At 61.8% G+C, this 25,238-nt stretch carries 26 protein-coding genes; 9 read left to right on the forward strand and 17 right to left on the reverse strand.

What is annotated here, in order from left to right:
* Window positions 1-7: 7 nt before the first annotated feature.
* The 11 genes from EHO51_RS04140 to EHO51_RS04190 form a co-directional block, all read right to left on the reverse strand.
* Window positions 8-652, reverse strand: coding sequence for an HK97 family phage prohead protease (locus EHO51_RS04140; RefSeq protein ID WP_124737826.1), 645 nt, complete (start codon window positions 650-652; stop codon window positions 8-10).
* Entirely contained in the window at window positions 637-1,281 is a 645-nt protein-coding gene (locus EHO51_RS04145; RefSeq protein ID WP_124737827.1) for a hypothetical protein, read from the reverse strand. The genes EHO51_RS04140 and EHO51_RS04145 overlap by 16 nt, the downstream gene beginning before the upstream one ends.
* Window positions 1,278-2,018: a hypothetical protein gene (locus EHO51_RS04150; RefSeq protein ID WP_124737828.1), complete on the reverse strand. Its 741-nt coding sequence runs from the start codon at window positions 2,016-2,018 to the stop codon at window positions 1,278-1,280. Before EHO51_RS04150 ends, EHO51_RS04145 begins: the two co-directional genes overlap by 4 nt.
* Window positions 2,005-2,418, reverse strand: coding sequence for a hypothetical protein (locus tag EHO51_RS04155; RefSeq protein ID WP_124737829.1), 414 nt, complete (start codon window positions 2,416-2,418; stop codon window positions 2,005-2,007). Before EHO51_RS04155 ends, EHO51_RS04150 begins: the two co-directional genes overlap by 14 nt.
* Complete coding sequence (locus EHO51_RS04160) at window positions 2,415-3,188, reverse strand: hypothetical protein (protein ID WP_124737830.1); 774 nt, start codon at window positions 3,186-3,188, stop codon at window positions 2,415-2,417. Before EHO51_RS04160 ends, EHO51_RS04155 begins: the two co-directional genes overlap by 4 nt.
* A gap of 259 nt (window positions 3,189-3,447) precedes the next feature.
* Window positions 3,448-3,672: a helix-turn-helix domain-containing protein gene (locus tag EHO51_RS04165; RefSeq protein WP_245434736.1), complete on the reverse strand. Its 225-nt coding sequence runs from the start codon at window positions 3,670-3,672 to the stop codon at window positions 3,448-3,450.
* A gap of 80 nt (window positions 3,673-3,752) precedes the next feature.
* Complete coding sequence (locus EHO51_RS04170; RefSeq protein ID WP_124737831.1) at window positions 3,753-4,685, reverse strand: hypothetical protein; 933 nt, start codon at window positions 4,683-4,685, stop codon at window positions 3,753-3,755.
* A 94-nt stretch (window positions 4,686-4,779) separates the two neighbouring features.
* Window positions 4,780-5,916 carry a tyrosine-type recombinase/integrase gene (locus EHO51_RS04175; protein WP_245434737.1) on the reverse strand — a complete coding sequence of 379 codons (1,137 nt, stop codon included), beginning with the start codon at window positions 5,914-5,916 and terminating at the stop codon, window positions 4,780-4,782.
* A gap of 374 nt (window positions 5,917-6,290) precedes the next feature.
* Window positions 6,291-7,142, reverse strand: a complete 852-nt coding sequence (locus tag EHO51_RS04180) for a hypothetical protein (protein WP_124737833.1) — start codon at window positions 7,140-7,142, stop codon at window positions 6,291-6,293.
* Between the two features lie 97 nt (window positions 7,143-7,239).
* A complete protein-coding gene (locus EHO51_RS04185) occupies window positions 7,240-7,812 on the reverse strand; it encodes a hypothetical protein (RefSeq protein WP_124737834.1) in 573 nt (190 codons plus the stop codon).
* A gap of 227 nt (window positions 7,813-8,039) precedes the next feature.
* On the reverse strand, window positions 8,040-8,948 hold the full coding sequence (locus tag EHO51_RS04190) for a GNAT family N-acetyltransferase (RefSeq protein ID WP_124737835.1): 909 nt from the start codon (window positions 8,946-8,948) through the stop codon (window positions 8,040-8,042).
* Between the two features lie 129 nt (window positions 8,949-9,077).
* On the opposite strand from EHO51_RS04190, the gene EHO51_RS04195 reads away from it, so the two are divergent.
* From EHO51_RS04195 to EHO51_RS04205, 3 genes are all read left to right on the forward strand, one after another.
* Window positions 9,078-9,635, forward strand: a complete 558-nt coding sequence (locus tag EHO51_RS04195; RefSeq protein ID WP_124737836.1) for a hypothetical protein — start codon at window positions 9,078-9,080, stop codon at window positions 9,633-9,635.
* A gap of 651 nt (window positions 9,636-10,286) precedes the next feature.
* Window positions 10,287-13,925, forward strand: a complete 3,639-nt coding sequence (locus EHO51_RS04200) for a vitamin B12-dependent ribonucleotide reductase (protein ID WP_124737837.1) — start codon at window positions 10,287-10,289, stop codon at window positions 13,923-13,925.
* Window positions 13,926-14,017: 92 nt separating this feature from the next.
* The gene (locus tag EHO51_RS04205) at window positions 14,018-15,355 is read left to right on the forward strand and encodes an SIR2 family protein (RefSeq protein WP_124737838.1); all 1,338 of its coding nucleotides are present in this window, start codon (window positions 14,018-14,020) and stop codon (window positions 15,353-15,355) included.
* Window positions 15,356-15,404: 49 nt separating this feature from the next.
* On the opposite strand, the gene EHO51_RS04210 is transcribed toward EHO51_RS04205, so the two are convergent.
* Window positions 15,405-16,205, reverse strand: coding sequence for a lysophospholipid acyltransferase family protein (locus EHO51_RS04210; protein WP_124737839.1), 801 nt, complete (start codon window positions 16,203-16,205; stop codon window positions 15,405-15,407).
* A 367-nt stretch (window positions 16,206-16,572) separates the two neighbouring features.
* Between EHO51_RS04210 and EHO51_RS04215 the strand changes: the two genes are divergently transcribed.
* Entirely contained in the window at window positions 16,573-17,400 is an 828-nt protein-coding gene (locus EHO51_RS04215) for a hypothetical protein (RefSeq protein WP_124737840.1), read from the forward strand.
* A 17-nt stretch (window positions 17,401-17,417) separates the two neighbouring features.
* Here EHO51_RS04215 and EHO51_RS04220 read toward each other — a convergent pair whose 3' ends face one another.
* Entirely contained in the window at window positions 17,418-18,563 is a 1,146-nt protein-coding gene (locus EHO51_RS04220; RefSeq protein ID WP_124737841.1) for an extracellular catalytic domain type 1 short-chain-length polyhydroxyalkanoate depolymerase, read from the reverse strand.
* Between the two features lie 32 nt (window positions 18,564-18,595).
* On the reverse strand, window positions 18,596-19,012 hold the full coding sequence (locus EHO51_RS04225) for a CopG family transcriptional regulator (RefSeq protein ID WP_124737842.1): 417 nt from the start codon (window positions 19,010-19,012) through the stop codon (window positions 18,596-18,598).
* Between the two features lie 211 nt (window positions 19,013-19,223).
* Between EHO51_RS04225 and EHO51_RS04230 the strand changes: the two genes are divergently transcribed.
* From EHO51_RS04230 to EHO51_RS04240, 3 genes are all read left to right on the forward strand, one after another.
* Window positions 19,224-19,775, forward strand: coding sequence for an SRPBCC family protein (locus EHO51_RS04230; RefSeq protein ID WP_018407735.1), 552 nt, complete (start codon window positions 19,224-19,226; stop codon window positions 19,773-19,775).
* Between the two features lie 10 nt (window positions 19,776-19,785).
* Window positions 19,786-20,373: an SRPBCC family protein gene (locus tag EHO51_RS04235; RefSeq protein ID WP_124737843.1), complete on the forward strand. Its 588-nt coding sequence runs from the start codon at window positions 19,786-19,788 to the stop codon at window positions 20,371-20,373.
* A 172-nt stretch (window positions 20,374-20,545) separates the two neighbouring features.
* Window positions 20,546-21,433: a YncE family protein gene (locus EHO51_RS04240; RefSeq protein WP_124737844.1), complete on the forward strand. Its 888-nt coding sequence runs from the start codon at window positions 20,546-20,548 to the stop codon at window positions 21,431-21,433.
* A gap of 112 nt (window positions 21,434-21,545) precedes the next feature.
* Here the strand turns inward: EHO51_RS04240 and EHO51_RS04245 are convergent, their stop codons facing one another.
* Window positions 21,546-22,796 carry an FAD-dependent oxidoreductase gene (locus EHO51_RS04245; RefSeq protein WP_124737845.1) on the reverse strand — a complete coding sequence of 417 codons (1,251 nt, stop codon included), beginning with the start codon at window positions 22,794-22,796 and terminating at the stop codon, window positions 21,546-21,548.
* Between the two features lie 126 nt (window positions 22,797-22,922).
* Here EHO51_RS04245 and EHO51_RS04250 point away from each other — a divergent pair, with 126 nt between their 5' ends.
* Together EHO51_RS04250 and EHO51_RS04255 are read left to right on the forward strand one after the other, a co-directional pair.
* Window positions 22,923-23,330 carry an NADH:ubiquinone oxidoreductase subunit NDUFA12 gene (locus EHO51_RS04250; RefSeq protein WP_124737846.1) on the forward strand — a complete coding sequence of 136 codons (408 nt, stop codon included), beginning with the start codon at window positions 22,923-22,925 and terminating at the stop codon, window positions 23,328-23,330.
* 86 nt (window positions 23,331-23,416) lie between these two features.
* The gene (locus EHO51_RS04255) at window positions 23,417-24,172 is read left to right on the forward strand and encodes a DUF2155 domain-containing protein (RefSeq protein ID WP_124737847.1); all 756 of its coding nucleotides are present in this window, start codon (window positions 23,417-23,419) and stop codon (window positions 24,170-24,172) included.
* On the opposite strand, the gene aat is transcribed toward EHO51_RS04255, so the two are convergent.
* Window positions 24,169-24,837: a leucyl/phenylalanyl-tRNA--protein transferase gene (gene aat / locus EHO51_RS04260; RefSeq protein WP_124737848.1), complete on the reverse strand. Its 669-nt coding sequence runs from the start codon at window positions 24,835-24,837 to the stop codon at window positions 24,169-24,171. The two genes, EHO51_RS04255 and aat, sit on opposite strands and share 4 nt — an antisense overlap.
* A gap of 68 nt (window positions 24,838-24,905) precedes the next feature.
* The gene (locus tag EHO51_RS04265; RefSeq protein ID WP_124737849.1) at window positions 24,906-25,226 is read right to left on the reverse strand and encodes an MliC family protein; all 321 of its coding nucleotides are present in this window, start codon (window positions 25,224-25,226) and stop codon (window positions 24,906-24,908) included.
* Between the last annotated feature and the right edge of the window lie 12 nt (window positions 25,227-25,238).

Consider the following 25,238-nt stretch of genomic DNA (forward strand, 5'->3'; position numbering starts at 1 on the left):
GCCTCCTCTATTTCAACGGAGCCACCCAGCCAGGCGCGTCTTGCGTCGCCAATGAACGGCTCCGCACGACGGACGGCCGAGGCTCGACTAGAACGGCGCGATAGAGCCGTTCGGTGTCTTCCTTGCGGGCGGCGCTGCGGATCGTCGCGCCGGGATCGGCGGGAACAGGAACGGCGGACACCTCCATCGGCTCCCAATCGGTCACGCGCCAAACCGGAACCATCCCATCATCGGCTTCCATCTTTTCGACGCGATGAATGATGTAGCCAACCGAGACGTTGCGGATGATGCCGTCCTTGATCTTGGCGACATTATCGGCGTCGCCTGGGGCTCCGGAGAGTTTGATTGTCGCATAGCCATTGCCCTTCTCGACGCGGGCGGAGCCTGGCACGACGGAACCGATCACATCCTCGAGCGACCAGTCGCTATGCGTATTGAGGAAGGGCGCGCCAGCGTTAAGACGGTCGAGACGCACGGTGCCGGGCTCGACAACAAGTTCCTCGTCATAATAGGTCGAGTCACGCCACGAATAGCGCCTTACCTTCGCGCCGGTCGTCCAAATGACGACAACCGTGTTCGCCGCCCCATCGAAGGATTCGGCGCGCAGCTGCGCCCCGCGCAACTGGCGGGGCAGCTCTAGGAAGCGTTGCATGGTATGATTTCCTTGAAGGTTGGAAGCGAATAGCGATCGCAAATTTGTGCTATTTCGTCCTGATGTAGGATCGTCTTGTCGATCAGCGCGCTGGCGACGCTGAGCAGCGCGCCACGCACATCGTCGTCGTAGAAGACGTCGAAGGCCAAGCGAAACATTTCGCGCCAGTTCTCGACCAGCGCTTGGTCATCCATATGCTGGAAGGATTCGACCAGTAGGCGGGCGTCCTGACAACAATCGCAGTGGCCTACACCCTCGCCCGCACGAGCGCGTTCGATATAGCTTGCAAGCAGCGGCCACGAAGGGAACCAGCCCGAGCTTGTTGCGACGGCATCGCCGACTTTGCCCGCAACGGTGCAAAAGATAGACGCGAGAACGCGCGTGTCGCCCGGAACGTCGGAATACATCGTGTGGGGGCCGGACAACGAGATAGTTACGTATTTCGCCGGCCGGCCGATGATGGCGGCCGCAACAGCGTGGCCGGCCTCATGCGCCGCCAGTGGAAAAAAATCGAAGGTCTTGGCGAGCTCGGCGATCTCTTCGCACAACATGTCGTGCGCGGCGGCAGGAGCGTCGTGTGGCGCGTGATCGAATTTGACGGACAGGCAGGCGCACGGCGCGGTCGTCATTCGGCGGCCTCGCGCATTTCCTCGCTGGCGCGAAGCGAGAGCGCCTTGTCCCTCATAGGCGCGATCAAGGTTTCATCGGCCGCACCCGAAAAGGGCAAGAACCGAATTTCTACATTGCCTTTCGGAAGTTCAGCGCTGACCCCGCTTCCTTTCTTTCGGTAGCGAAGCGGAAGTTTGCAGGACCAGAAATTTCCGACAATGTCGCGACCTTCCTGTTCGAATAAATCTGGCATTCGCTGATACAATGCTTCGGTCAAAAGCGCTGATGCGACCTGTGTCGGCGTGAGCGCGCTGCCAATGCCGTAAAACTCGCGATAGCCTTTGATGTCGATGCAATCAGGCGGCGTCGCGGCGATGAATTCTTCGAGCTGCGCGCACAGCGTCCCAAACGTCCGATCGATCACGACGGCGCGCTGGGTCAGATCTTCCGCCGACTTTTCACGGCGTAGCGCTTCGGCCGCGCGGAACGTGGCATCTTTGGCAACGGCAATACGCTCGAGGAGCGCGATCTCGCCGACCTCCAAGCGTTCCAAGCGCACGCAGGCTTTAGCGTGCTCAGTATCAAATCTGACGATCGCGTCGTCATCCGAGTCGGATAGCAACAGATCGGCGCGCCTCGAGCCGTAAGCTTCGACTTCCGCCGTTACCTGTGCCTTCTCGGCGAGCAGCCGCTGTAGCTGTGTTTCGAGACTGGCGACGTCGCCGGTTTTGGGTTTTAGAAAGTCAAAAATCGCCATGCATCTCGCTCCTATCGTGCTCAGAGTCACACAGCGCGTTTTGCAGTTTCAACGGCTGGCCATTGCAAAAATCGGCGATGTTGAGGATTTGGCGCCAGCCAATCGGCTCGCCGCTGCGGCTGCGCAAGATTCGAAACCAGGCCCGATGCTTGTCTGAGGCTAAAGCCGGCAGCGACTCATGACGACGGTCACGCAGCCATTGATTGCCGGCGTACGACTTCAAGTCGCTCGCGAGAGCCTTCGCACAACGAGAGGGCTTTCCCGGATAAAGGCACAACGCCGAGACGATGGCCGCGTTGCGTTCAAAGACGTGAAACTGGCGCGCCAGCTCTTCGACGGCATCCGCGCGCTGGCGCAGACCGGCGGCGAGTTCGAAAAGGCCCGACGAAGTCGCGATCATTCCGCCGCCTCCGCAGTGACGAGCGGGCCTGCCGGAGCGCATCCGGGTGGCCATTCGGCCGATCGATATGTCCCGAAGCCGAGCCGTGTTTGGATCGCGGTTAGTGGCCTGCCGCCACGGTCTGCTAAATATTCAGCCCACGCAGTCCACTGCGAAGATCCTTTCTCGACAAAAACTGTGGGGCCAGGTTGATGATCGTATTGGCGCGATCTTTCGATCGTCGACTTCTCGATTGGCCTTGCTAGGACAGCGCGATCTCGCGCGCGCACGCGCGTATTAGGATTAATACTTATAGGATAGGGGGCCAGCTGGCTGACCCCTTTTTGAGGGGAAAATTGACCCCTTTCGTCAGAAAAAGGGGTCAATGAGCTGGCCCCTTTCGTTGGAAAAGGGGTCAATGAGCTGGCCCCTTTCGTTGGAAAAGGGGTCAATGAGCTGGCCCCTTTCGTTGGAAAAGGGGTCAATGAGCTGGCCCCCTTTTTTTGCGGATCAATAGGGCTGTATTCGTTGGCCGCGCCCCTACCCACGCCCCCTGATTTTTTGCTGAGATGGCCGTGGGTGACCAGCGCCGCCAGCAGTCCCTTGACGCTGCTCGGCGAAAGGCCGGTGTCCTTCGCGAGTGTGTCGATGCCGACGAACGTCGTGCGAGTTTCCGAGTTGAAGCGACGACTCAAGTCAATCGCGAGCCGGCATGCGCTCGCTGACAATTGGTGATTTGCGGCGATGCTTTCGAGCCACCTAAATTTCAGCGCGGCGAACTCTCGGTTCATCTCACGCCTTCTCTGATATTTCAGCGCAGGTTAGATGAGCACGTCGCAAGGGCTGAAGCAGCTCATCAAGAAATCGCTCGCGGGCTTCAGGACTGGCGCCCCGCCAGGCGCTTCGCAAAGCGATGAGTTCCGGAGCCCATTCAGCGCGCGCCGCTATTCCGCGCTTTGTCGCTTCGGAAATCCTCCGCCGCACCTCGAGCGGCGCCATCGCTTCGCGCGTGCGGGTCGAGATTATGGCGCGCTGCTCGGGTGTCATCGTTCACGCAGCGCCTGACACAAGCGGGAGTGACGCGAGCCAACCGCGCAAGTCTTCATCGAGGATGATCGTCCGGCGGCCGAGCTTATGGGCTTTCAGTTCGCCTGCGCGAATAGCTTCAAAAATTGATGTCCGGCCTACTTCCGCTGCTTCGCATGCGCCATCGATGCTGTGGGCGACCTTGCCCAGGGGGGCCGCGATCTTTTTGCCTGTGTCTTGCTGCTGCATTTTGCACCTCCAATCGTCGCGTCCGTGCGATGACGTGAAGATGCATGAGGCTAGTGACTGTCCCTAATTGTCCTTGGTCTCTAATTGTCTCTACTGTTTTCAGACAGAATTTTTTTCCTCGCGGCGACGACTGGATTGCGCGATTTGGTCCCATATTTTTTTTGGAGCTCGAACTGCGTGGCGCCTGCTAAATCGTAGCCTGCCGCGGCGTCAATTCTCATCTTTGCTTCGACTCTGTCCGCTATCCCACCTGGCCTGCCTGGGGTGCGGCTGGGTCTAGAAACGTGGACATTCGGACGCCAAAGTTTCAGGACCTCATCGCGCGGAATCCGCACACCCGTGTAAACGAGCCCTGCGTCGCTCCGCACACGATCGGGCCCGTCGCTATATCGGTCATCGGCGCGGATGCACGCTAGGGCGACCGCCTCGTCGGCGCTACCGCGCCACTGCGAAGGATCGGAATTTTCGCCAGGGAATTTCAAATCAGCCCAGGCATAAGGCGGGATCGGCGCACGCTCACGCGCCGGCGTGATGGCGGTGAGATTGGCTCCCTGCAGCGTCAGGCCGTCTGGCACAATGCCCTTGAAGCCTGAGGCTGGAATATTACCTTTTTCCAGTTCGAGCCATAACTCGTGTCGCGCTTTGTGGGCCTCCCGGCAATTAGCCGCCGTTTCAGCGAAAGTCGCGGGGCCGATCGTCTCTCGAATCCACACGCAGCGCGGCCCATCGGCTACGTCGACAGCATCAGCGTCGCGCTCGCGCAGTTCAGTCCACCATCGACGAAATCCTTCCGAGACGTCGCGGACCCGCTCCACGTCGCGCGTCGCAATCCATGCGATGCCCTGTAGTGGCGACCAGTATCTTTCGCCCATTGGGTCATAAAAGACCGGCGCCGGCCTGCCGTAGGGAAGCGGCTCGCCGGTTTCGCTGGACCATTTATCGGCGTCGACTGGTGTCATTTTGCCAACGGCCAGCAAGGCTAGCATACGCAGGACGTTGAGTGGTTCATTCATCGCGCACCTCGCGAGTGTTGCACCTTGCAGTGCGCAGGGAAATCAGGAGGTGCACCCCGACTTGTCGGCCCGTCGGCCTATCCCTGCGCGTTCGTTATCTCTTGGCGCGCTCGTGCAGGCTCACAACATTGTCAGCGTCAGACGGAACGAGCGGGACGATCGCGGCGCGGACCATTTCCTCGAGTCCGTGCGTGATCCACTTGGCATAATGCCGCTCGATCATTTCGCTACTCGTGTCATGGAGCGCGGCGACGAGCCTCAATGGAAGGTTTGCGCGAAGGCCCTTCACAATGCTGCTGTGTCTCAGACAATAGGCGACGACTAGAGGCAGGCCGGCGCGCTGCCGGATTGCACGCCACGCAGGCGCTATCTCGCTGGCATCGCTCCACGCCACTCGGCGATCCTTGCGCCATTCCAAGATTCCGGGCTCGTGCACGTGTCGCCAGCGCTCGAGTAGCGGGGCATCCTTCGGCCGGCGTTCGGTGATAGGCGCGAGCGCCTCGACGATATCTGCCCCTACCGGAACTACTATCGCCGGCGCTTTGCGGACGCCCCGGCCCTTATAGCTTGGTGGAATAAGCAGGCGGCGTTCGCTGATCTGTAAGTCGCCGACCTTCAGCCGCGCGACCTGCGAGAATCGTGCCCCCGTAGCTGCAAGCACGAGAATGAAGCGAAACAGATCGCCGTCCCAACCTTCTTCCGAGTCGATTTCACGCGCCGCCATCAAGATCCGCGCAACTTCGGAATCGGAAAGGATCTGATTGTCTCTCGCGATCGGCTCGGCGTCGTCGTCGCGCGCAGAAGGGCGCAAGCCGTGCTTGATGATGCCGGGCAGTGCGGCAGGCAGGCGGTCTCGATCGTGCGCGTAAGCGGCATTGAGCGCAGCGCGAACGTCGCCCATTAGCCGCTTCTTGGTCGCCGCCTTGAGGATTTCGGGCAGCGTCTCGCTCCAGCGACGCAGCTCCTTCTCGTCAAGTGCATTCAGCGGCACATCGGCAAGCGGCGTAGCGGAGATCGCCACCCGCTTGCCGTATGCGCGGAATCCGATGACGTAGCGGGAGAGCCTTGAGGCCGCATCGCTGCGTTTCGCTCGCCCTGCCCGGCGACTGTCGCGAGCGTCGCGCATCACAACATAAGCCTCTACTGCCAAGCGAACAGTGAGAACGGGCCCCGCGGCTTCTGCGGCGGCGGCCGCGCGCTCCTTTTCGAGAAGCTCGCGTGCCGCCTTCATGGCGGCCTCAAAGGAGAGCGTGCCGGCGTTGATGGCGTCGTCAGCCGGGCCAAGCGGCGCTTGCCGATACCCCTTCCCGTGGCGCCAGCGCGCGAACCAAGTGCCTGAGCGTTTCCCCTTTCGATACCCGAGATGCCCCTCGGCGTCGATACGACGCCAATGGAGTCCGATCGGCAGGGCAGCACGTGAGTTGCGGGTTGTTAGTGGGCTTTCTTTGAGCGTTTTCGACATGACCGCCAGACAGAAATCATCGAATATCCATCAAATAAATACCCAGACACGCCCACGAACGCAAGCGGACATAAAATCGCTATCTATGTGTTCTAACTGGCTTTCAGCGAACGTTAGCGGACGCTTATTCACAGAAATTTTCGCTACCAGAATGCGCTGATCAGACCGCGCTCGGCGGGAGAGTTGACGCCGCCAAGCGCGGCGATCGCGCCGATCTGCAACGAAAGCGACGCCGTCATGTCGTAAACAGCGCTCAACTGAAATTTCTGCGCGGCGACGACGCCCGCCGGGCCGCCTCTCGGCGCAAAGCCGGAGAAGCTTTGAGCGAGAAACAGGATGGGGGGCAGGGGTCGCAGCCCAGCGGTGAGGTCGGCGCGGATCTCGTCGCCATTCTGTCCGCGCGACCGATAACCCAGTTGCGCGTCGACAAAGGCGGGAAAGCCGAAAAGCTCGAAGGGTCGGCCGACGAGCAGCCGCAGGTCGGCCTGCACGGGATCGCGCATATCGAGGAACCGCCGCGCCGCGGGCGAGGCCGCCCGCACGCCCGCCTGCAGCGAGACGATGTAATCGCCCCAGGTGAAGAGCAGCGACCGCGCGCCGAGCGCCCCCAATCCGAGACCGTCATAGCGCGCGCCCGCCGGTCCCTGGAGTGATAGCGGCAGGCCCGCTTTGGCTTCCTCGACGAGCAGGTTGAGGTGATCGTAAGGCCCGGCGGCGCCGGAGAAATTCATATAGCCGCCTTCAGCGACGATCGTCAGCCAGTCAAGAAGGCCATGCTCGACGTATAGGCGCGTCTCGAACTTGCGATAGGAGGGCGTTTGGATCAGTCGGCCGCTGGCGTCATAGGCTTTGCGCGCGTCGGCGAAAGTCGTGGTGACGATCGCCTGTCCTTCGCCCGGCGGCATGAGCCACGCGCCAGCGAAGGCCGACTGCGCCGCAACGACCCAAAAGCAAAAAACAATAAGAACCGCCAAAACACGCACGGCGATACGCATGGCGTCACGCACAAGAACCGGCCCGCCGCCGATCCGCCGCGGGCCTTACAAGGCGATGCTAGAAGCGATCCGAGCTGTTGACAACCGACGGTTGCGCTTATGCCCCCACATGCGCATGCACGTCGCGGCCGCCGTGGCGCTGCATGATTTCCATCGCCGCGCGTTCGCGCTCGTCGTTCCAGACGCGAGCCCAAAGCAGCAGTCCGCCATGCTTCAATTGCGACTGCGCCCATTTGGTCTGACGGTCGCCGACGAGCTTGGAAACCAGCAGGCCCAAAACCCCGGCTGCGCCGCCGGTCAACAGTCCAACCGCGATGGCGCTGGTCAGCGACAGGCCCCAGGCAAGGGCGACTCCGGCGCCAATGAAGACGCCGACGTAGAACAGCACGCCGACGATCGAGGCCTTGCCGATATTGAGCGACTCCCGATCGATGTATGGCGTGCGCGGCGCTCTGGGACTGTCTTCAAGCGCGTCGGCGCTCACGTCGGTATCGCCGAGCTTTTGGCGCACGGTGTCCTCTTCGGCGAGTAGGCTGATCTCCGAGCGGTCGAAACCGCCAGTGAGAAGATCGTCGATCGCCGACTGCAGCGTGTCGACGGTGTCGAACAGGCCGACGACCTCGCGCAGCTCATGGCGTTCTTCAGGTGTGGTGGCTCTCTTCGCGTCCATGTTTTTGCTCCTGCGCGGCGATTTTCGCGCGCGGCCGCGCTCTTGATTAAACAGAGCGGCGCGCCCGGTCTTCAAGAGGCGGCGGGCAGGGAAAAATCTTTAGGGAGACTCCGGACAGCGGGGGGGGGGGCCAGAGCGGGGCGGCGCTGCCGGCGCCCAGCCGGTTCAGGGCCTTGGACTGCGCAGCGCGCCGAGTGGCGGCGCGCGCGTCGGGAATGATGGAAACGCTACGCCGCGCGGCGGTGCGGCGCGCCGCCGAAAAATTCCAGATAGCGCGCGTCGATCTCGGCGACCGGCATCACCACGAAAACATCCGTCGTGTTGAATTTGCGGTCGACGACGGCGCCGTCGCCAAAACGGGCGCCGAGCCGCAGATAGCCTTTGATCAGCGGCGAGAGCGCGTCGCGCGCCTTGCGCGGATCGAACGCGTCGCGCGCCAGCATCCGCATCGGCGTGTGCAGCTCGTCTCGCGCGCTGACGCGCCACGCCTCTTCCGCCGGCGCGTAATGCGCCAGATAGCTCAACGCCTGCGCATGGGCGAGCGGATTGGCGCCGTGCAGACTTGCGCAGCCGAACATCACGTCGATGTCGTGCGCGCGCACATAGGCGAGAAGCCCGCGCCACAGGAGTTCGATCGTCCGCTTGCTGCGATAGGGCGCGAGCACGCAGGAGCGCCCGAGCTCCAGCGCACGCTTGCCGGCGTGACGGGCGAGCAGCGGCCCGACGTCATATTCGCTTTCGGAATAGAAGCCGCCGGCCTTCTTCGCCATGTCGTCGCGCATCAGCCGATAGGCGCCGACGATCTTCGGCCTGATCTTGCCGCGCCGTGTCTGCGCCGCGTGATCGATGACGATGAGATGATCGCAATATTTGTCGAAACGGTCGGCGTCGCGCCGGGTGAAGGCCGTGCGCGCATCGGGAATGGCGCCGCCTTCCTTGTAGAAGACGTCGTAACGCAGGCGCTGCGCCTTGCGCACTTCCCTCTTGCCGCGCGCGAGCCGCACTTCCAGCGCGCCGAGACGGCCGAGCGTTTCACCGAGCGTTTTCTTGGCCGCTTTCGGCTTTTTTGCATCCGCTTGCGGAAAATTGACGAGGGCGAAGATCGTCTGACCGAAATCCGCGTTGACCGTCCACATGTGCGACTCGCTCCGCTGCGATCTCCCCGCTTGAAGATCACGGGGAGGCGAAGCTTTTGTGACGCGAGAATTGCTGCTGTGACGCACCAGTTGCGGTTTACACTTGAACTTCTCGCTCCAGGAGTCCGAATGTTCAAATCTCATCTCATCGTCAGCGCGGCGATCTGCGCTTTTGTTTTCGCAACGGTCACGGCGCAGGCGGAGCCGCTCCCTTCGCTCGGCTGTTACGCGCGCGCCTATGACAAGGCGCATCTTTCCGCTCACAAGAATCAGATCGTCGACAAAGCGTGGCTGTCGATCGAAACGCGGAAGGACACGCCGCCCTATCCCTTTTCGGCGACGCTGCAATTTTCGACGAAGGGGCGCGCCAAGAGAACCTTTTCCACCTTCGGCGCCTGCAAGGAGGACCGCGGCGGTCTTCTATGCAACGCTTCGGTCTCCGCCGAGGAAACCGACCTCTGCAAGGCCAAGAACGACGGCGTGCATCATTGCCGGATCGGCTACAGTGAGTCCGGCTCCTTCCGGATCGCAGCGCTGGCCGAGCGTGTGCTCGTGACGGTCGTCGAGCGGTTGGAAATGCCGGGGCCCGATGCGGGCGGGCGCTCCAGCTATCTCTATCTGAGCCCGGACAATGCGGAGAACCACGCCTTTCTGCTCCAGCCGGCGGACGCGAAAGCCTGCAAGTAGTGAGGATAGTCAAACTCGAACGATGAGAAGCCATCTTCCGTAAGAGCCGAGCCAGTTCTGGAGGCGGGCAGTCCTCGTCCTTCGAGACGCCGTCTTCGGCGGCTCCTCAGGATGAGGACTGCTGGCGCACCGTGAGCTCAAGCGCAATGCGCAGTTAACCAAACGCAACGTCCACCCCCATGCCCTCACCCTGAGGAGCCTGCGATAGCAGGCGTCTCGAAGGGCGAGGGCTGATGCGCGCTGATGCAGCTCAAAAAGTCCCGCTTGCCGAATCTGCGCAGATGCCGGACGTTCAATCCTGCCCGACTGGAATTTTCCCCCTTATCCACTAACTTATCCACATGTTGTCGCTTTTTTAATTTTCATCACTATATCTTGACGTCGTCGCAGGACTCACGCAGTCTGGAGGCAACACGCAATGGCGACGCGGCGAACGATCTTTAAGACGTTCGGCGGCTCTCGGCGACAGCCGGACGTGAGCGTTGCTTTGCGTGGGCGTGATCCTCGTTTTCGGCGTGCTTTCAATCGCGGCGTATCCATCCGCGAGCGCGGGGCGCGCGTCTTTCGAGTTCAGAATTGGCAAGAAATTGCGTCGCGGGCCGGCGAACGGCTGCGTGCGGGCGGACGCCTGCGCTTTGAGGGGATGAGACGATGAAAATTGAGCGGCGCTACACCAAGGCGGGCGAATCTCCTTATGCGAACATTCCGTTCCGCACGACGAAGAGCGAGATCCGCAACCCCGACGGCTCGATTGTCTTTTCCCTCGACAATATCGACGTCCCCAACCAGTGGAGCCAGGTCGCGGCCGACGTTCTGGCGCAGAAATATTTCCGCAAGGCCGGCGTGCCGGCGCGCTTGAAGCGCGTCGAGGAGAATTCCGTCCCGTCCTTCCTGTGGCGCTCCGTCGCCGATACGGAAGCGCTCAGCGAACTCCCCAAGGACCAGCGCAACGGCTCCGAAATCTCGGCCAAGCAGGTCTTCGACCGTCTCGCCGGGGCCTGGACCTATTGGGGCTGGAAGGGCGGCTATTTCGACGCCGAGGAAGACGCCCAGGCCTTCAGCGACGAGCTTCGCTACATGCTCGCCATGCAGATGGCGGCGCCCAATTCCCCGCAATGGTTCAACACTGGCCTGCACTGGGCCTACGGCGTCGACGGGCCGAGCCAGGGGCATTTCTATGTCGACTACGCCAACGGCAAGATGGTGAAGTCGAAATCGGCCTATGAGCATCCGCAGCCGCACGCCTGCTTCATCCAGTCGATCGCCGACGATCTCGTCAATGACGGCGGCATCATGGATCTCTGGGTGCGCGAGGCGCGGCTGTTCAAATATGGCTCCGGCACCGGCACCAATTTCTCCAAGCTGCGCGGCGAGAAGGAGAAGCTTTCCGGCGGCGGCTCGTCCTCGGGCCTGATGTCTTTCCTCAAGATCGGCGATCGCGCGGCGGGCGCGATCAAATCCGGCGGCACGACGCGGCGCGCGGCGAAAATGGTCGTCGTCGACATCGATCATCCCGACGTCGAAGCCTTCATCGACTGGAAGGTGAAGGAGGAAGAGAAGGTCGCCTCACTCGTCACGGGATCCAAGATCGTCAAGAAGCATCTGAAGGCGATCATGCGCGCCTGCATGAACTGCGAAGGGCCCGGCGACGACTGCTTCAACCCCGAGATCAATCCGGCGCTGAAGCGCGAGATCAAGCTCGCGCGCAAAAACGACGTGCCGGACAATTACATCAAGCGCGTCATTCAGTTCGCCAAGCAGGGCTACAAGGACATTCACTTCGACACCTATGACACGGACTGGGACAGCGAAGCCTATCTCACCGTCTCGGGTCAGAACTCCAACAACTCCGTGCGCGTCACGGACGAGTTCCTGCAGGCGGTCGAGAAGGACGGCGACTGGAGCCTCATCAAGCGCCTCGACGGCAAGACGGCGAAGACGCTGAAAGCCCGCGATCTGTGGGAGAAGATCGGCTACGCCGCCTGGGCGTCCGCCGATCCCGGCATTCAGTTCCACACGACGATCAACGACTGGCACACCTGCCCGGCGGGCGGCGCCATTCGCGCGTCCAATCCGTGTTCGGAATATATGTTCCTCGACGACACGGCCTGTAATCTCGCCTCGCTCAATCTGCTTCAGTTCCGCGATCTCGAGACCAAGCGCATCGACGTCGATTCCTATGAGCACGCGGTGCGGCTGTGGACCGTCGTGCTCGAAATCTCGGTGCTGATGGCGCAGTTTCCCTCAAAGGAAATCGCGCAGCTGTCCTATGACTACCGCACGCTGGGCCTCGGCTTCGCCAATGTCGGCGGCCTCTTGATGTCGTCTGGCGTCGCCTATGACAGCGACGCCGGCCGCGCCATCGCCGGCGCGCTTTCGGCGATCATGACGGGCGTGTGCTACGCGACCTCCGCCGAAATGGCCAAGGAGCGCGGCCCCTTCGCGCGCTTCATGGAGAATCGCGAAGCGATGCTGCGGGTCATCCGCAATCATCGCCGCGCCGCGCATGGCGAACGCGTCGGCTATGAGCAGCTGGCGATCGCGCCCGTGCCGCTCGACGTCGCGTCCTGCCCCGATCAGCTCTTGGTCGAACGCGCCGGCGCCGCCTGGGACAGAGCGCTCGCGCAAGGCGAACTCTACGGCTATCGCAATGCGCAAGTCACCGTCGTCGCGCCGACCGGCACCATCGGCCTGGTGATGGATTGCGACACGACCGGCATCGAGCCCGATTTCGCGCTCGTCAAATTCAAGAAGCTCGCTGGCGGCGGCTATCTCAAGATCGTCAACCGCGCCGTGCCGGAAGGGCTGCGCTCGCTCGGCTATCGCGAGAGCGACATCGCCGAGATCGAGGCCTATGCCGTCGGCCACGCCTCGCTCTCCAACGCGCCCGCAATCAACACCACGAGCCTGCGGGCGAAGGGTTTCACGGACGAGAAGATCGCGGCGGTGGAAGGAGCGCTGCGCAGCGCCTTCGACATCAAATTCGTCTTCAACAAATGGACGCTCGGGCAGGACTTTCTCACCGGCGTGTTGAAAGTTCCAGCGGCCGCGCTCGACGACAAGAACTTCGATCTGCTGACGCATCTGGGGTTCTCGCGCGCCGACATCGACGCCGCGAATGTGCATATCTGCGGCGCGATGACTCTGGAAGGCGCGCCGCATTTGAAGCGCGAGCATTATCCGGTGTTCGACTGCGCCAATCCCTGCGGGCGCACCGGCAAGCGCTATCTCATGGTCGACTCGCATATCCGCATGATGGCGGCGGCGCAGCCTTTCATCTCGGGCGCGATCAGCAAGACCATCAACATGCCCAATGACGCCTCGATCGAGGATTGCGAACAGGCCTATCTGCTGTCGTGGCGCCTCGGGCTCAAGGCCAACGCGCTCTATCGCGACGGCTCCAAGCTCTCGCAGCCGCTCTCGGCGCAGCTCATCGCCGGCGATGACGACATCGACGCGATGGACGTCGTCGAGGAACTCGTGACCGCCAACATGCCGGCGCGCGCCGCGGCCATCGCCGAACGCATCGTCGAGCGCGTCGTGCATCAGGTGATCCGCGAGCGCGAGAAGCTGCCGAACCGGCGCAAGAGCTACATTCAGAAGGCGACGGTCGGCGGCCACAAGGTCTATCTGCACACGGGCGAATATGAAGACGGGCGGCTCGGCGAAATCTTCATCGACATGCATAAGGAAGGCGCGGCCTTCCGAAGCCTGATGAATAATTTCGCCATCGCGATTTCGCTCGGCCTGCAATATGGCGTGCCGCTCGAGGAATATGTCGACGCCTTCACCTTCACCCGCTTCGAGCCCGCGGGTCCGGTGCAGGGCAATGACGCGATCAAATATGCGACCTCGATCCTCGACTATGTGTTCCGCGAGCTCGCCGTCTCCTATCTCGGCCGCAACGATCTCGCGCATGTGTCGCCCGAAGACGTCGGCCATGACGTGCTCGGCAAGGGCCAGCATGAGGGCAAGGCGCCCGAGACGAACTCCGTCGTCTCGCGCGGTCTGCTGCGCTCCAAGACCGACAGGCTGATGGTGGTGCAGGGCGGCGGGGCGGTCGCTTTACGCGAGACGCCGGACGCGGCGCATGAGGCGGACGATCCGACCTCGACGCTCGGCTGGACCGAGCCGACGAAGACCGTCACCGGCGTCGCCGAGAAACGCGCCGAAGCGCGCATGAAGGGCTATGTCGGCGAAGCCTGTCCCGAATGCGCGAATTTTACGCTGGTGAGGAACGGCACGTGTCTGAAGTGCGAGACGTGTGGGGCGACCACGGGGTGTTCGTGAGATCAGCGATTGGCAGCTTTCGGTTCGACCTCCCGTGTTATTCAACCACGACGAGTCCTCGCTCGTCGTGGTTTCTGGCTTGAGCACAATCGATGGAAGCAGACGAGCAGTGCCGCTGCGCCTTTTGCAAAAATGACCTACCATTTTCGATTCCCAACCATTTGGTTGATGAACTTCTGAACGGTAACGTCGTCGTGTTCGCGGGTGGCGGAATAAGCACCGAGAACCCTGATCACGCGCGCGACACTTTCTACAGACGAATTGCTGCGGAATTGAAAGAAGACCACAACAGCTCATTTCCAGAGTTGATGAGCAAATACTGCAGTCAACCGGACGGACGCATAAAGCTAATCCAATCTATAAAGGCCAGATTTGACTACTTCGTTTCATTTGGAGAGTTTTACAACCGGATGACGCGGTTTCACAGAGCAATTTCCCCAATGTTTATGATAAAGGACGTGATCACAACGAATTGGGACGATTTTTTTGAACGGGAGTGTGTATTAGACGCGTTTGTCAACGACAGCGACATGCCGCTCTGGAACGCCTCAAAACGCAGACTCATGAAGATCCACGGATCAATTCGAAATCTTGGGTCGATTGTCGCAACAGAAGAAGATTATAAAGCCTCGGAGCGAAGGCTTAATAACGGCGTTATGGGAGCCCAACTCAAAGCGCTACTAGCTCAGAAAACGTTCATTTATACTGGATATTCTTTGTCAGACTCCACTTTTTTGAAACTGGTTCACCGTCTTGCAAAAATTACCTATCCTAACTTGCGCCATTCATATTTTGTTTCACCACATATTGACGTTGATAGGTTGAGTAAATTTCCAATTCCGATGACGCCAATTGAAACAGACGGTGCATATTTTTTTGAACAGCTACGCGTGCACGTAGAGAGCAGGGCTGGCATACTTCCTGATCACGCATTTGAGTCCTGCGAGGAACTGCTGGATCGAGTTGTCGATGAACATAGCAGCGCTGCCAACGCGTTATCTTCTTGTCGACATCCCCTTCTTGTGTTCGCGCTGAGTTACCAGGACGGGCTCATTCACGGACTAGGACGAATATCTAGGCGAAAAAGCACGGGCGAATATCATTGTTGTTGCCACGTCTCGCAGTTAGCACAAGCATATGAAATGCGTGCGAAGGAGTTCAGACGAAAGAGAGATTACTGGAACGCTTCCTATGCAGAGGGCTACCGAGATGCGTTAGCCTATCTTTTATTTACCCGTGACATGCACATCTCTATACAGCCGCCGCTATATGGAACGCATTGCGGCGTGGATTTTCGAACCCTGTCATCGATCACGAGATTTCCCAAAAAGAAAGTAGGCGCTCACCGCATGGTGCAAGCAAAGCGAATTCTCGCGGAATTAACATCGTCTCCAGAAGTATTGATACCAAATCACACGCCCTATCTTTGATGGCGGCTTTGAAAGCATAGTTCTTCGCCAATGATCCTTCGGCGGCTCCTCAGGATGAGGACTGCTTATTGTCGTTGCAAGTGGCGCGTCCTACTCGCTCAGCCCCACCAACCGACGCGCGCAGCTTCTGCACGCTCGCGCGCGTCTCCGCCGCGAGCGTCTTGCGATCCTTGCCGGTCGTCTGGATCGCGTCGCAGAAAACGATGTGACACTGCGTGCGGCCGCGCTTCATCAGGCTCCACAGATGCGGCAGGAAGGTCATGTCGCCATACCAGCCGACGTCTATCCTCTCCACCCCGTCGGAATAAGAGATCGCCACGGGCGCGAGCGTCGGCGCTTCGCCGCGCGCCGCCATCGCCTCCAGCGGCGCGAAATGCGCCGAGCGAAAGGGCAGGACCGCCGCGCCGTCGCTGGACGTCCCTTCGGGAAAGATGACGAGATCGCCGCCGGCGCGCAGCACGTCAGCGAGCGCGCCATTGACGCGCGAGACATCCTGCCTCGCGCCGCGCTCGACGAAGACCGTGCCTTGCAGCCGCGCGAGCAGTCCGAGCACAGGCCAGCGTGCGACTTCGCTCTTCGCCAGAAAGATGAATGGATAAAGGCTGGCGAGCGCGATGATGTCGGTCCATGACACATGGTTGGCGACGACAAGGCGCGGCGCCGTCGAGGGCAGGGCGCCGCGCGCCGCGACCTTTATGCCGATGACGGCGCAGACCACGCGGCAGAAGCGCGTCTGGATCGTATGCTGAATTTGCCAGCCGCGCCGGCGCGCCAGCGCCTGTAGCGGGACGAGCAAGACAAAAGCCGCCGTCATCGTGAGGACGAAGGCGAGCGCGCGGACGTAAGGCATGGCGCGCAGATGGAGACCTTATGAGACGGACGTGTGACAGTTTGCGTCGTTCAGTTCGACACGCGCGGCTGGGCTCAGCTAAGGGCCAGGTTGAAGTCTCCCGAAACCCGATCATCGATCCACAAATCTTGAACGTCCCACTCCCTGTCAGGGGGAAAGACAGTTCGCTTTGCGATGAATAGTCGCATGGGGGTTGTTTCACTGGCGTGGGAGAGTTGCGACAATTGGACATTGTAGAGCGTTGTGGCGCCAACGCAATTTGAGCCTCAACCCCAAAGTTTAGGAGTTCGTCAAGATGCGCCTATCCGAAACCTGCCACTGTGAATCTGCCTCATTTGAGCGCGATCGGAAGGGGAGGCGCGCGCTGTTGGCAACCATCGTCGCTGGTTCGCTGGTTGCGTTTGTATCGCCAGCGGCCGCGGACTGTTTAATCGATTGGCCAACGCATTTTCTTTGTTCTCTCGACACAAAGGGAGAGGCGTCGGTCAGTTGCGCGACGCCGACGCTGAGGTCTCACAAATTCAGTCCAGGAGCGCACATCTATTTTTTCCAGGGCCAATGCGCGTTGAGCAATGGCGCAGCCTCCAACATACCCTACACGGTGGACGGCATGTGGAGTGGCCAAGATGTCCAGGAGATCGCGAAATTCGGAAAATACGGGACAGTGAAGACGCACGCTCATTGTGGGGGAGTGGACCCCTGGCTTAACAGCGTCACATGCAGCGCGGACGTGATAAAAAGCGGCGAGGATTTCTCCTACAATTTGGAAGATACAATCCAGGACAGTTGGGGCGTTCCGCCCTATCCGCGTACCGCGAACGCCTTGTCTGTCCAGCAGAAACAGCAGCTTCTTGCCGAAGCAAAAGCGCAACCGCTTATCGTTCAGGCTTATGCGCCCATAATCGTCAGCCCAGATGATGGCGCCGGCATCATCGTTAATCAGCCATTCGACATCAAAGTCCAATCAGACCCGAACTATGGTCTCGGATGGCAATTCATCTACTATCAGGATCCAAACAACCCAAAATTGGAACTCGTTAAACCGCTGTGGACCAAGCCGGTCGGAGGCGCACATCAAGTAGCGGCCTTCAAGCTTTCGAAAAAGGGCCTCTGGCTTTATAGGACACAAAGTCTCTCCCTACCGCCTTCTGATTGGAGCAGTAACGGCAATTTTCGTAAAATCAGTGTGCAATAGATTCCACAGCGCCTGCGCTACGGCGTCGCGTCCGCGAGGAAAAACCGCACCATTTCACGCGAGGCCTCAGGACCATGGCGATCGGCGAAGGAGCCGTCGGGATTGCCGCCCGACCAGGCGTGGCCGAGCCCCTCGACAGCCCAATGCTCCAGCTGCGGCACGCCGCGCGCGTCAGCGATGACGGTTCGGCTGTAATTTCGCCCGCCCGCCGATCCAGTCTCGCGCGTTTCGCGCGCGAGCGCATCGGCAAGATCGAGCCGAGCCCCTGCAATGATCGTTTCCCCGTTGGTCGGATGCACCTTCTGGTCGGCTTCGCCGTGGAAGACGATCGTCCGCACGTAGTCGTCAGACAGCGACCTGCGCGCCGCGCCGAGCTCGAATTTACCGCCCATCGCCGCGAAGGCGGAGGCGACGTCGCTGGCCGAGCCATGCGCGAGACCGGAATGTATGCCCACCGCGGCGTAGAGCTCCGGATAGGTCGCGGCCATTGTCGCCGCCATGGCGCCGCCGGCCGACAAACCCGCCACATAGACGCGCGACTCATCGACGCGCCATTCCGCCATGATGGCGCGGGTCATGCCGGCGATGAGGCTGGGCTCGCCCTTTTCGCGGGTCTGATCCGCCGGGTTGAACCAGTTCCAGCAGCCCATCTGATTGGCCGTGGTCGACTGCGCGGGATAGGCGACGATGAAACCATGTTCTTCAGCCAGCTCATTCATGCGCGAGCCGACGGCGAAGTCGTCGGGGTTCTGCGAGCAGCCGTGAAGCATCACGATCAAAGGCCGTTCGCCGTCTCCAACGCCGTTGGGCGCATAGACCTTATAGTCGCGGGCGCCGGCCGGGCCGACATAGCTGCGCGAGAGATAGGCGGCGCCCGGCGGAACGTCGATTTTGGGGGCTTGTCGCAGGCCGACGAGCGGCGCGCCGCTTTGATTGAGGCCTGGAAGACCGGCGTGACGCAGCAACTCCACCGTCTCGCCGAGCGGACGGCGCAGGCGAAACGTCGGGGGATGCGGCTCGGCATGCGCCGCGGGCTGCGGCGTTGGCGTCGCAGCGCCGTCAGCCGTCAGCGCGCCCATCAGCACGCGCGTCGCTTCCGCGAGATTTCGCTCGCGCGTCAATTGCGTCGCCCGGTTGAAGGCGCTCGTCAGGAGGTTTTTCATTTTGTCTACGCCTCGCGGGAGAATGGGGAAGGTCAACTGATGCGGTCCTGGAGCGCCGCCTTGACGGATTTGCTCGCTTGCAGCGCGCCGAGCACGGTGATGGATTCGATGGTTTCGCGCGCGAGTTCCGGCGTGACGTCTTCGGCGATGGACGCCAGTCCCAGGACATGGATGCGCAGTCTGCGGCCGGCCGCCTTCACGGTCTCGAGATCTTCGCGGCTGTAGTGGCGCAGGCCGAGATCAAGCGTGTTGCGCACGATGGACTGTTTGACCGCGTCCGCATGCGCGCCGAGCTGATTGCGAATCGCCGTGCGGATGAAGTCGGTGCGGTTGGAGTAGAAGCCTTCGCGCACCAAGAGATCGATATGGCCGAGATCGACATATCCGACATTGATCGTGATTTTCTCGGCCTCCGGCGGCCTTTCGCGTAATTTGTGTAGGTCCGCCATGGCCATCCTCTTACCATCTGTCTGGATGGTATATGGATGGTCGCAGGTTGGGGCGCAAGTGGCGCACACGACGTTTACGCCATCGTCGACCTGACGACTGCGACCGCCCGGTCGAGTTCTTCGCTACTCTTGACGCCGCCGCTTCAGGCGCCCTTATGTGCGCCTGCCCGCTCACACTGGCGGCCAAGATCAGGCTTTCTGGGAGATCCTAATGACGTTTGTGCTTGCGCGCCGCGCATGTGTCGTTGCGGCCCTGTCGCTGTTTTCCGCCGGGCTGCTCGCCGGTCCCGCCTTCGCGCACGGCCCGTCGCGCCAGAAGGTCGTCGAAAAGATCGAAATCGACGCCCCGGCCGCGAAGGTCTGGGAGATCGTCGGCAATTTCCAGGATTGGAACTGGCATCCCGCCATTGCGAAGACGGAAGGGACCGGCGGCAACGCCGTCGACGCCAAGCGCAAGCTGACCCTTAAGAACGGCGGCACAATCGACGAGACGCTGACCAAATATGACGCCGACGGCAAGTCGTTGAGCTACAAGATCGACGCCGTCGACGTGAAAGTCCTGCCGGTCAATAACTACGCTGCGACGATCAGCGTGAAGGAAGACGGCGGCAAGAGCGTCGTCGAATGGAAGGGCGCGTTCTATCGCGGCTTCATGAACAATGATCCGCCGCCGGAACTTTCCGACGAGGCGGGGCTGAAGGCGGTGAGCGACATATACAAATCCGGCCTCGCCGCATTGAAGGCCAAGGCGGAGAGCAAGTAAGCGCCGCGCCATGCGCCAAGCGTTGGTCACGATCGCCGTCACGCGCCGCCAACTGCTCGGCGCGGTGGCGGCGCTTTCCGTCTTTTCCCCGGTCATCGCATTCGCGGCGCATGGCGCATCGCCGCTGAAAGTCGTCGAGACGACGATCGTGGATGCGCCGCCGGACAAAGTCTGGGCGGTCGTGAGCGATTTTGCTCACGCCGACTGGCTGCCGGGCGTCGTCCGCGTCGAAGCGTCGGGCGACGATGTTCCTGATCAGGCGCGGCGCAGGCTGATCATGGCCGACGGCGGCGTCATCGAGGAATTGCTGACGAAGCGCGACGCCGAACGGATGCTGCTTGGCGTGCATCGCGAAGGCGATGATGTGAAGCGCTTGCCGGCGACGAATTACACCGCGCTGATTACGCTGCGGCCGGCCGAAGACGGCAAGACGCAACTCGAATGGAAGGCGCGCTTCTACCGCGGCTATCCCAACAACGACCCGCCGCCGGAATTGAACGACGACGTCGCCATCGCCGCGGTGAGGACGATGCAGCGCGCCTATCTTGCGGCGTTGAAGGCGAAGGTGGAAGCGAGCGTTCCCTCTCCCCGCCAATAGCGGGGAGAGGGCTAGGGTGAGGGGCTTGGTGATTTTCCGAACCTATGGCGCATGACGGATGTATAGGACAAATGCCCCGGCCCCTCACCCTAACCCTCTCCCCGTAAACGGGGAGAGGGGATGGGCGCGCGCCTTACTCGCCGGTCTCTTTGCTCTCCTGTCTTCACCCGCTATGGCCGACGAGGCCTTCGTCACCGCGCAAGGCGCCGACGCCCTCTCGATCGTCGATCTCGTCAAAATGCAGACCGTCGCGACTCTGCCCATCGGCGGCAAGCCGGCGGGAGTCGCGGTGTCGCGCGACGGCGCGCGCGCCTTCATCACCAGCCCCGAAGGCAAGTTTCTCACCGTCATCGACGCGGCGACCCGCACCATCGAAAAGCGCATTCCGGTCGAAGGCGGGCCGCTCGGCGTCGCCGCCGGTCCGGACGGCAAACGCGTCTATGTCGCCGATCTCTATGGCCGGCGCCTCGTCGAGATTGATCTGGCGAATGGCGCGCAGCGCAGCGTCGGCGTCGGCGCAATGGCGTCGGGAGTCGCCATCACGCCGGACGGCAAGACGATCATCGTCGCCGACCGCGACGACAATGCGCTTTCCATGATCGACGCGGCGACGTTTTCACGCGTCGCGATTATATCTGTCGGCAAGCATCCCTTTGGCGTGACGATCGACGCCGCGGGCGCGCGCGCCTATTCGGCGAACGTGGAGTCGGATGACCTCAGCGTCGTCGACCTCGCTTCTCGCAAAGTCGTCGCGACGCTCAAATGCGGCAGTCGGCCTTACACGGTGGCGCTCGCCAAGGGCCGAATCTTCGTCGCCAATCAGCATGCCGACAGCGTCAGCGTCTTCGACGCCGAGACCCTGGCGCCGCTTCAAACTCTGAAGGTCGGCGAATATCCGGAAGGGCTTGCGGTCAGCGGCGACGGCGCGCGCGTCTATGTCGCCAATTGGTTCTCGAACGAACTCTGGGCGCTCGACGCGCAGACGCTGAAAGTTCTCGGGAAAGCCGAGACCGGCGACGGCCCGCGCGCTTTCGGCGCCTTTATTCGCGACGCCGAGTGATCGCAGCCATACAGCATTCGTTTGAACGGTTAGGATGTCATTCCCGACGCGCGAAGCGTGATCGGGAATCCAGAGTAAAGCCAGCGTTCTTGGATCGGCACTGGATTCCCGGTCAGGCCTTCGGCCTGCCGGGAATGACAAGAGGGAATTCATCACGGCGTTCGATATGCTCGGGCCGCACGCCAAGTCCGATGAGACGCGCCGGCAGCCGGCGCAGCAAAGGTATGGCGTTAAGGAGTCGCAGCGCCAGCGGCGCGTCCAAGGGTTTTTGCGCAGAGAGCACGCTGCGCACCACGCGATTTTGGATGGCGAGCTGAAGGGCTTGCGTCACGCGGGTTGGAAACTCCCGCCGGCGCTGCACGGCGCGCACGTCCTCATCGCTCAGCGCGTTGTCGCGCAGCTTTGCGCCAAGGAGATTGGCGGTCGCGACGGCGTCCTGGATCGCGAGATTCACGCCGACGCCGCCAACCGGAGACATGGCGTGCGCGGCGTCGCCGATGCACAGCAATCCGGAGCGGCTCCACATCTTGAGGCGGTTGACCTGAACGGTCAGCAGGCTCACGTCGGTCCAATCCTTGAGCGTATCGACGCGATTGGCAAGGAACGGCGTTAAGCCGGCGATTGAGTCGCGAAACCCCTCGATGCCTTTCTCGCGCAAATTTTCGGCGTCGCCCTTGGGGATGACGCAGCCGCACTGCCAGTAGGAGCCGCGATCGATCATCGCCAGCATGCGCCCCGGTGCGACGCGGCCGAAGCTTTCGTCGGGATCGCTCTCCTTGCGCGGCAGCTTGAACCAGAGCACGTCCATCGGCGCGCCAAAGTCTTCGACGGGGAGCTTCGCGTCCGCTCGCATCCGCGAGCTGCGCCCATCGGCGGCGATGACGAGCTTGGCCTCGATCTTCAATTCTCCTTCTGGCCCATTCGCGCAAACGCCGCAGACGCGATCGCCGTCGAACAGGAGGTCGTCGCCAGCGGTCTGCATGAGAAGGCGGAAATTCGGCAGCGCGCGCGCATGCTCAGCAATGAAATCGAGAAAATCCCATTGCGGCATGAAGGCGATGAAATTGCACGCGCCGGGGAGGCTCGAAAAGTCGGCGACCTTGTATTGACGCTCGCCGATCCAGGCCGAAAGCTCATAGGTCTTGTGGTGCGGAAGCCGCAGGAATTCATCGAGCAGGCCGAGTTCGTCCATGATGCGCAGCGTCGATGGGTGAATCGTGTCGCCGCGAAAATCGCGCAGAAAATCGGCATGTTTTTCGAGGACGATGACGTCGACGCCGGCGCGCGCGAGCAGAAATCCGGCCATGAGCCCGGCAGGGCCGCCGCCGACGACGCAGCATTGGGTCGAAAGGGTCGCGGACATGCAGTCCTCCGGCTGGGGGCGTCGCAAGCGGAAGCGCGAGCGGCTTCGATTGCGGGGTTGCGGCAAGGCTGGACATTGGCGCCATCAGACGCAATAAGGGGCCACAAAATCGAGGACGCCAAATACATGTCCTATATCGTTCGCTTCTTCACCTGGTGGAACCGCGCCACGCTCAGCACCGGCCTGTGGACGCTGCTGTACGGCGAGCGCGTCGGCGAAGATGAATTCGGTAATGTTTATTACCGTCGGCGCGGCGGCAAGATCGATCCGGCGCTGGGGTTTGAACGGCGCTGGGTGATCTATAACGGCTATTGCGAGGGTTCGGCCACGCCGCCCGGATGGTATGGCTGGCTGCACCACACGGTGGATACGCCGCCGACCGACGAGACCTATCGGCCGCGCGGCTGGGAGCTTCCGCATCAGGCCAATTTGACCGGTACGCCGCAGGCCTATCGGCCGCCGGGCTCTCAGCTTGCGCTGGGCGAGCGGCCACCCGCCGGCGGCGACTACGCCCCCTGGCGGCCCGAAGGCTGAGCGGCGCTCTCCTTGGAAAGGCCTTTCTTGCCTGCTTTCGTCCCCGGCTTGTTTTTGAGGCGGGCGGAGAATCACGCGGTGATCGGATGAAGTTGCCCTTATCCCTGACGCCAGCGGCTGTCGGCGCGTGGGCTTTGTTTGCGGTCGCCGCGTCAGCCGAGCCGATCCGGCATCCGACCGCGATCTTCGCCGGCCTCGACAAAACCACTGGCCGCATCATCAATTTTGACGTCGCGATCGACGAAACCGTGCAGTTCGGCGCCCTTCAGGTGACGCCGCGCGTGTGCAACACGCGACCGCAGACCGAAACGCCGCAGACGACGAGCTTCGTCGAGGTGGACGAACTCATCCTCAAGCCGGAACGCCGGGGCGACCCCAAGCCCGAATCGGTCAAGACCGACGCTAAACAAGAAGCGAAGCGCGTCTTCTCGGGATGGATGTTCGCCGCAAGTCCCGGTCTCCACGGGGTCGAACATCCGGTTTATGACGTCTGGCTGGTCGACTGCAAAGGCGGCAAGGAGACGGTCGCGCCGCCCGCTGAGGCGGCCGCGCCGGCGGCGCCGCCTGCCGAGGCCGAGGCGACCGCGGCTCCCGAAGGCGCCAGCGGCAAGAAGCGCCGCTCGCGCAGAGTCGAGCCGACGGCGCCGCCGCCAATGGAAAATCAGCCGATCGGGCCCGTAGATCAAGCCGCTCCGGCGCCCGTCGAGCCTGAGGCGGCTCCTGCGCCAGCGGAAGATCCAGCCGCCTCGCCGGGCGGACGCAAGAAGAAGAAGCGGCGCGCCGAACAGCCCAGCCCCGCAGCGGCGCCGCCTCCAGCCAGCAGCCCGCTGTTTCCCTTCTAATCCGCGAGCGCGGCCAGCGCCTGAGCGCCGCTCACGGGCGCGTTCTTCGGCCAGACATTGAAGTTGGCCTTCTCTGGGAGCGCCTGTTCAAGCGCGCGATGATATTCCTCGCGCGAAACCTCGATCGCGCCGAGCGAGGCGAGATGCGGCGTAATGAATTGCGTGTCGAGCAGCTGGAAGCCGCCCGCCCGTAATCGCCCCATCAGGTGGACAAGCGCGACCTTTGAGGCGTCGCGCGCCAGATGGAACATGCTCTCCCCGAAAAACGCGCTCCCGAGAGCGACGCCGTAGAGCCCTCCGACGAGACGCCCATCGAGGCGGCATTCGACCGTATGTGCGAAGCCGATATCGAACAGCTCGCGATAAAGCCTGTGAATTTCGGCGTTGATCCAGGTCCGCTCACGTCGAAACGCCGGAGCGGCGCAAGCTTCGATCACCGCGTCGAAATCGCGATCGACGACGACCTCGAAGCGATCGGACCTTACGGTCTTGGCCAGGGAGCGCGACACGATGAAGTCATCGAGCGGAAAGATCGCGCGCCGCTCCGGATCGACCCAGTAAAGCTGATCGTCGTCAGCGCTCTCAGCCATCGGGAAAAGCCCGATGGAATAGGCGCGGAGCAGAAGATGCGGGGTGATCGCATAGGGGGCGTTGAGGCGGGACATATACTCAAGGATAGCGGCGCGAGGACGCCGCGCCACCCTCGGCGGCGAGTTTCTTTAAAGAAATCGAATTAATTATGCGTCGTGCAGTTGAGCTTCTCGCCCCGCCACTCGACCATCGCGTCGTCGCCCTTGTTCCAGAACTCGATATTCTTTGCGACGTAGCGCGCGCCGCTCGCGGCCATGGCCTGTTTGGCCATCACAGTCTCGCCTTTAAAGACAAGTTTGGCCCGATTGGCGTTCGCGCCAAGGAAAGTGACGCTCAGAGCGGCGTTGGGATCGCCCGAACAAGTGAAGACGAAGGGACCGCGCATGGTGGTTTTCGCGTGGGCGGATGAGAGCGGCGCAGCTGCCGCCAGAACCGCTGCGACGATGACCAAGGATCGGTTCATCTTCTTCCACCC

This window comes from Methylocystis rosea (assembly GCF_003855495.1).
Taxonomy (GTDB): domain Bacteria; phylum Pseudomonadota; class Alphaproteobacteria; order Rhizobiales; family Beijerinckiaceae; genus Methylocystis; species Methylocystis rosea_A.

What these genes read in the sequence shown, in the direction of transcription:
- EHO51_RS04165 (WP_245434736.1), bottom strand. Translation starts at nt 3,672, where the DNA reads ATGCAGCAGCAAGACACAGGCAAAAAGATCGCGGCCCCCCTGGGCAAG.
- EHO51_RS04195 (WP_124737836.1), top strand. Translation starts at nt 9,078, where the DNA reads ATGTTCAAATCTCATCTCATCGTCAGCGCGGCGATCTGCGCTTTTGTT.
- EHO51_RS04220 (WP_124737841.1), bottom strand. Translation starts at nt 18,563, where the DNA reads ATGAAAAACCTCCTGACGAGCGCCTTCAACCGGGCGACGCAATTGACG.
- EHO51_RS04155 (WP_124737829.1), bottom strand. Translation starts at nt 2,418, where the DNA reads ATGATCGCGACTTCGTCGGGCCTTTTCGAACTCGCCGCCGGTCTGCGC.
- EHO51_RS04200 (WP_124737837.1), top strand. Translation starts at nt 10,287, where the DNA reads ATGAAAATTGAGCGGCGCTACACCAAGGCGGGCGAATCTCCTTATGCG.
- EHO51_RS04190 (WP_124737835.1), bottom strand. Translation starts at nt 8,948, where the DNA reads ATGTGGACGGTCAACGCGGATTTCGGTCAGACGATCTTCGCCCTCGTC.
- EHO51_RS04185 (WP_124737834.1), bottom strand. Translation starts at nt 7,812, where the DNA reads ATGGACGCGAAGAGAGCCACCACACCTGAAGAACGCCATGAGCTGCGC.
- EHO51_RS04240 (WP_124737844.1), top strand. Translation starts at nt 20,546, where the DNA reads ATGGCCGACGAGGCCTTCGTCACCGCGCAAGGCGCCGACGCCCTCTCG.
- EHO51_RS04255 (WP_124737847.1), top strand. Translation starts at nt 23,417, where the DNA reads ATGAAGTTGCCCTTATCCCTGACGCCAGCGGCTGTCGGCGCGTGGGCT.
- EHO51_RS04225 (WP_124737842.1), bottom strand. Translation starts at nt 19,012, where the DNA reads ATGGCGGACCTACACAAATTACGCGAAAGGCCGCCGGAGGCCGAGAAA.
- EHO51_RS04210 (WP_124737839.1), bottom strand. Translation starts at nt 16,205, where the DNA reads ATGCCTTACGTCCGCGCGCTCGCCTTCGTCCTCACGATGACGGCGGCT.
- EHO51_RS04250 (WP_124737846.1), top strand. Translation starts at nt 22,923, where the DNA reads ATGTCCTATATCGTTCGCTTCTTCACCTGGTGGAACCGCGCCACGCTC.
- EHO51_RS04175 (WP_245434737.1), bottom strand. Translation starts at nt 5,916, where the DNA reads ATGAAGGCGGCACGCGAGCTTCTCGAAAAGGAGCGCGCGGCCGCCGCC.
- EHO51_RS04265 (WP_124737849.1), bottom strand. Translation starts at nt 25,226, where the DNA reads ATGAACCGATCCTTGGTCATCGTCGCAGCGGTTCTGGCGGCAGCTGCG.
- EHO51_RS04160 (WP_124737830.1), bottom strand. Translation starts at nt 3,188, where the DNA reads ATGAACCGAGAGTTCGCCGCGCTGAAATTTAGGTGGCTCGAAAGCATC.
- EHO51_RS04140 (WP_124737826.1), bottom strand. Translation starts at nt 652, where the DNA reads ATGCAACGCTTCCTAGAGCTGCCCCGCCAGTTGCGCGGGGCGCAGCTG.
- EHO51_RS04150 (WP_124737828.1), bottom strand. Translation starts at nt 2,018, where the DNA reads ATGGCGATTTTTGACTTTCTAAAACCCAAAACCGGCGACGTCGCCAGT.
- aat (WP_124737848.1), bottom strand. Translation starts at nt 24,837, where the DNA reads ATGTCCCGCCTCAACGCCCCCTATGCGATCACCCCGCATCTTCTGCTC.
- EHO51_RS04205 (WP_124737838.1), top strand. Translation starts at nt 14,018, where the DNA reads ATGGAAGCAGACGAGCAGTGCCGCTGCGCCTTTTGCAAAAATGACCTA.
- EHO51_RS04245 (WP_124737845.1), bottom strand. Translation starts at nt 22,796, where the DNA reads ATGTCCGCGACCCTTTCGACCCAATGCTGCGTCGTCGGCGGCGGCCCT.
- EHO51_RS04235 (WP_124737843.1), top strand. Translation starts at nt 19,786, where the DNA reads ATGCGCCAAGCGTTGGTCACGATCGCCGTCACGCGCCGCCAACTGCTC.
- EHO51_RS04170 (WP_124737831.1), bottom strand. Translation starts at nt 4,685, where the DNA reads ATGAATGAACCACTCAACGTCCTGCGTATGCTAGCCTTGCTGGCCGTT.
- EHO51_RS04230 (WP_018407735.1), top strand. Translation starts at nt 19,224, where the DNA reads ATGACGTTTGTGCTTGCGCGCCGCGCATGTGTCGTTGCGGCCCTGTCG.
- EHO51_RS04180 (WP_124737833.1), bottom strand. Translation starts at nt 7,142, where the DNA reads ATGCGTATCGCCGTGCGTGTTTTGGCGGTTCTTATTGTTTTTTGCTTT.
- EHO51_RS04145 (WP_124737827.1), bottom strand. Translation starts at nt 1,281, where the DNA reads ATGACGACCGCGCCGTGCGCCTGCCTGTCCGTCAAATTCGATCACGCG.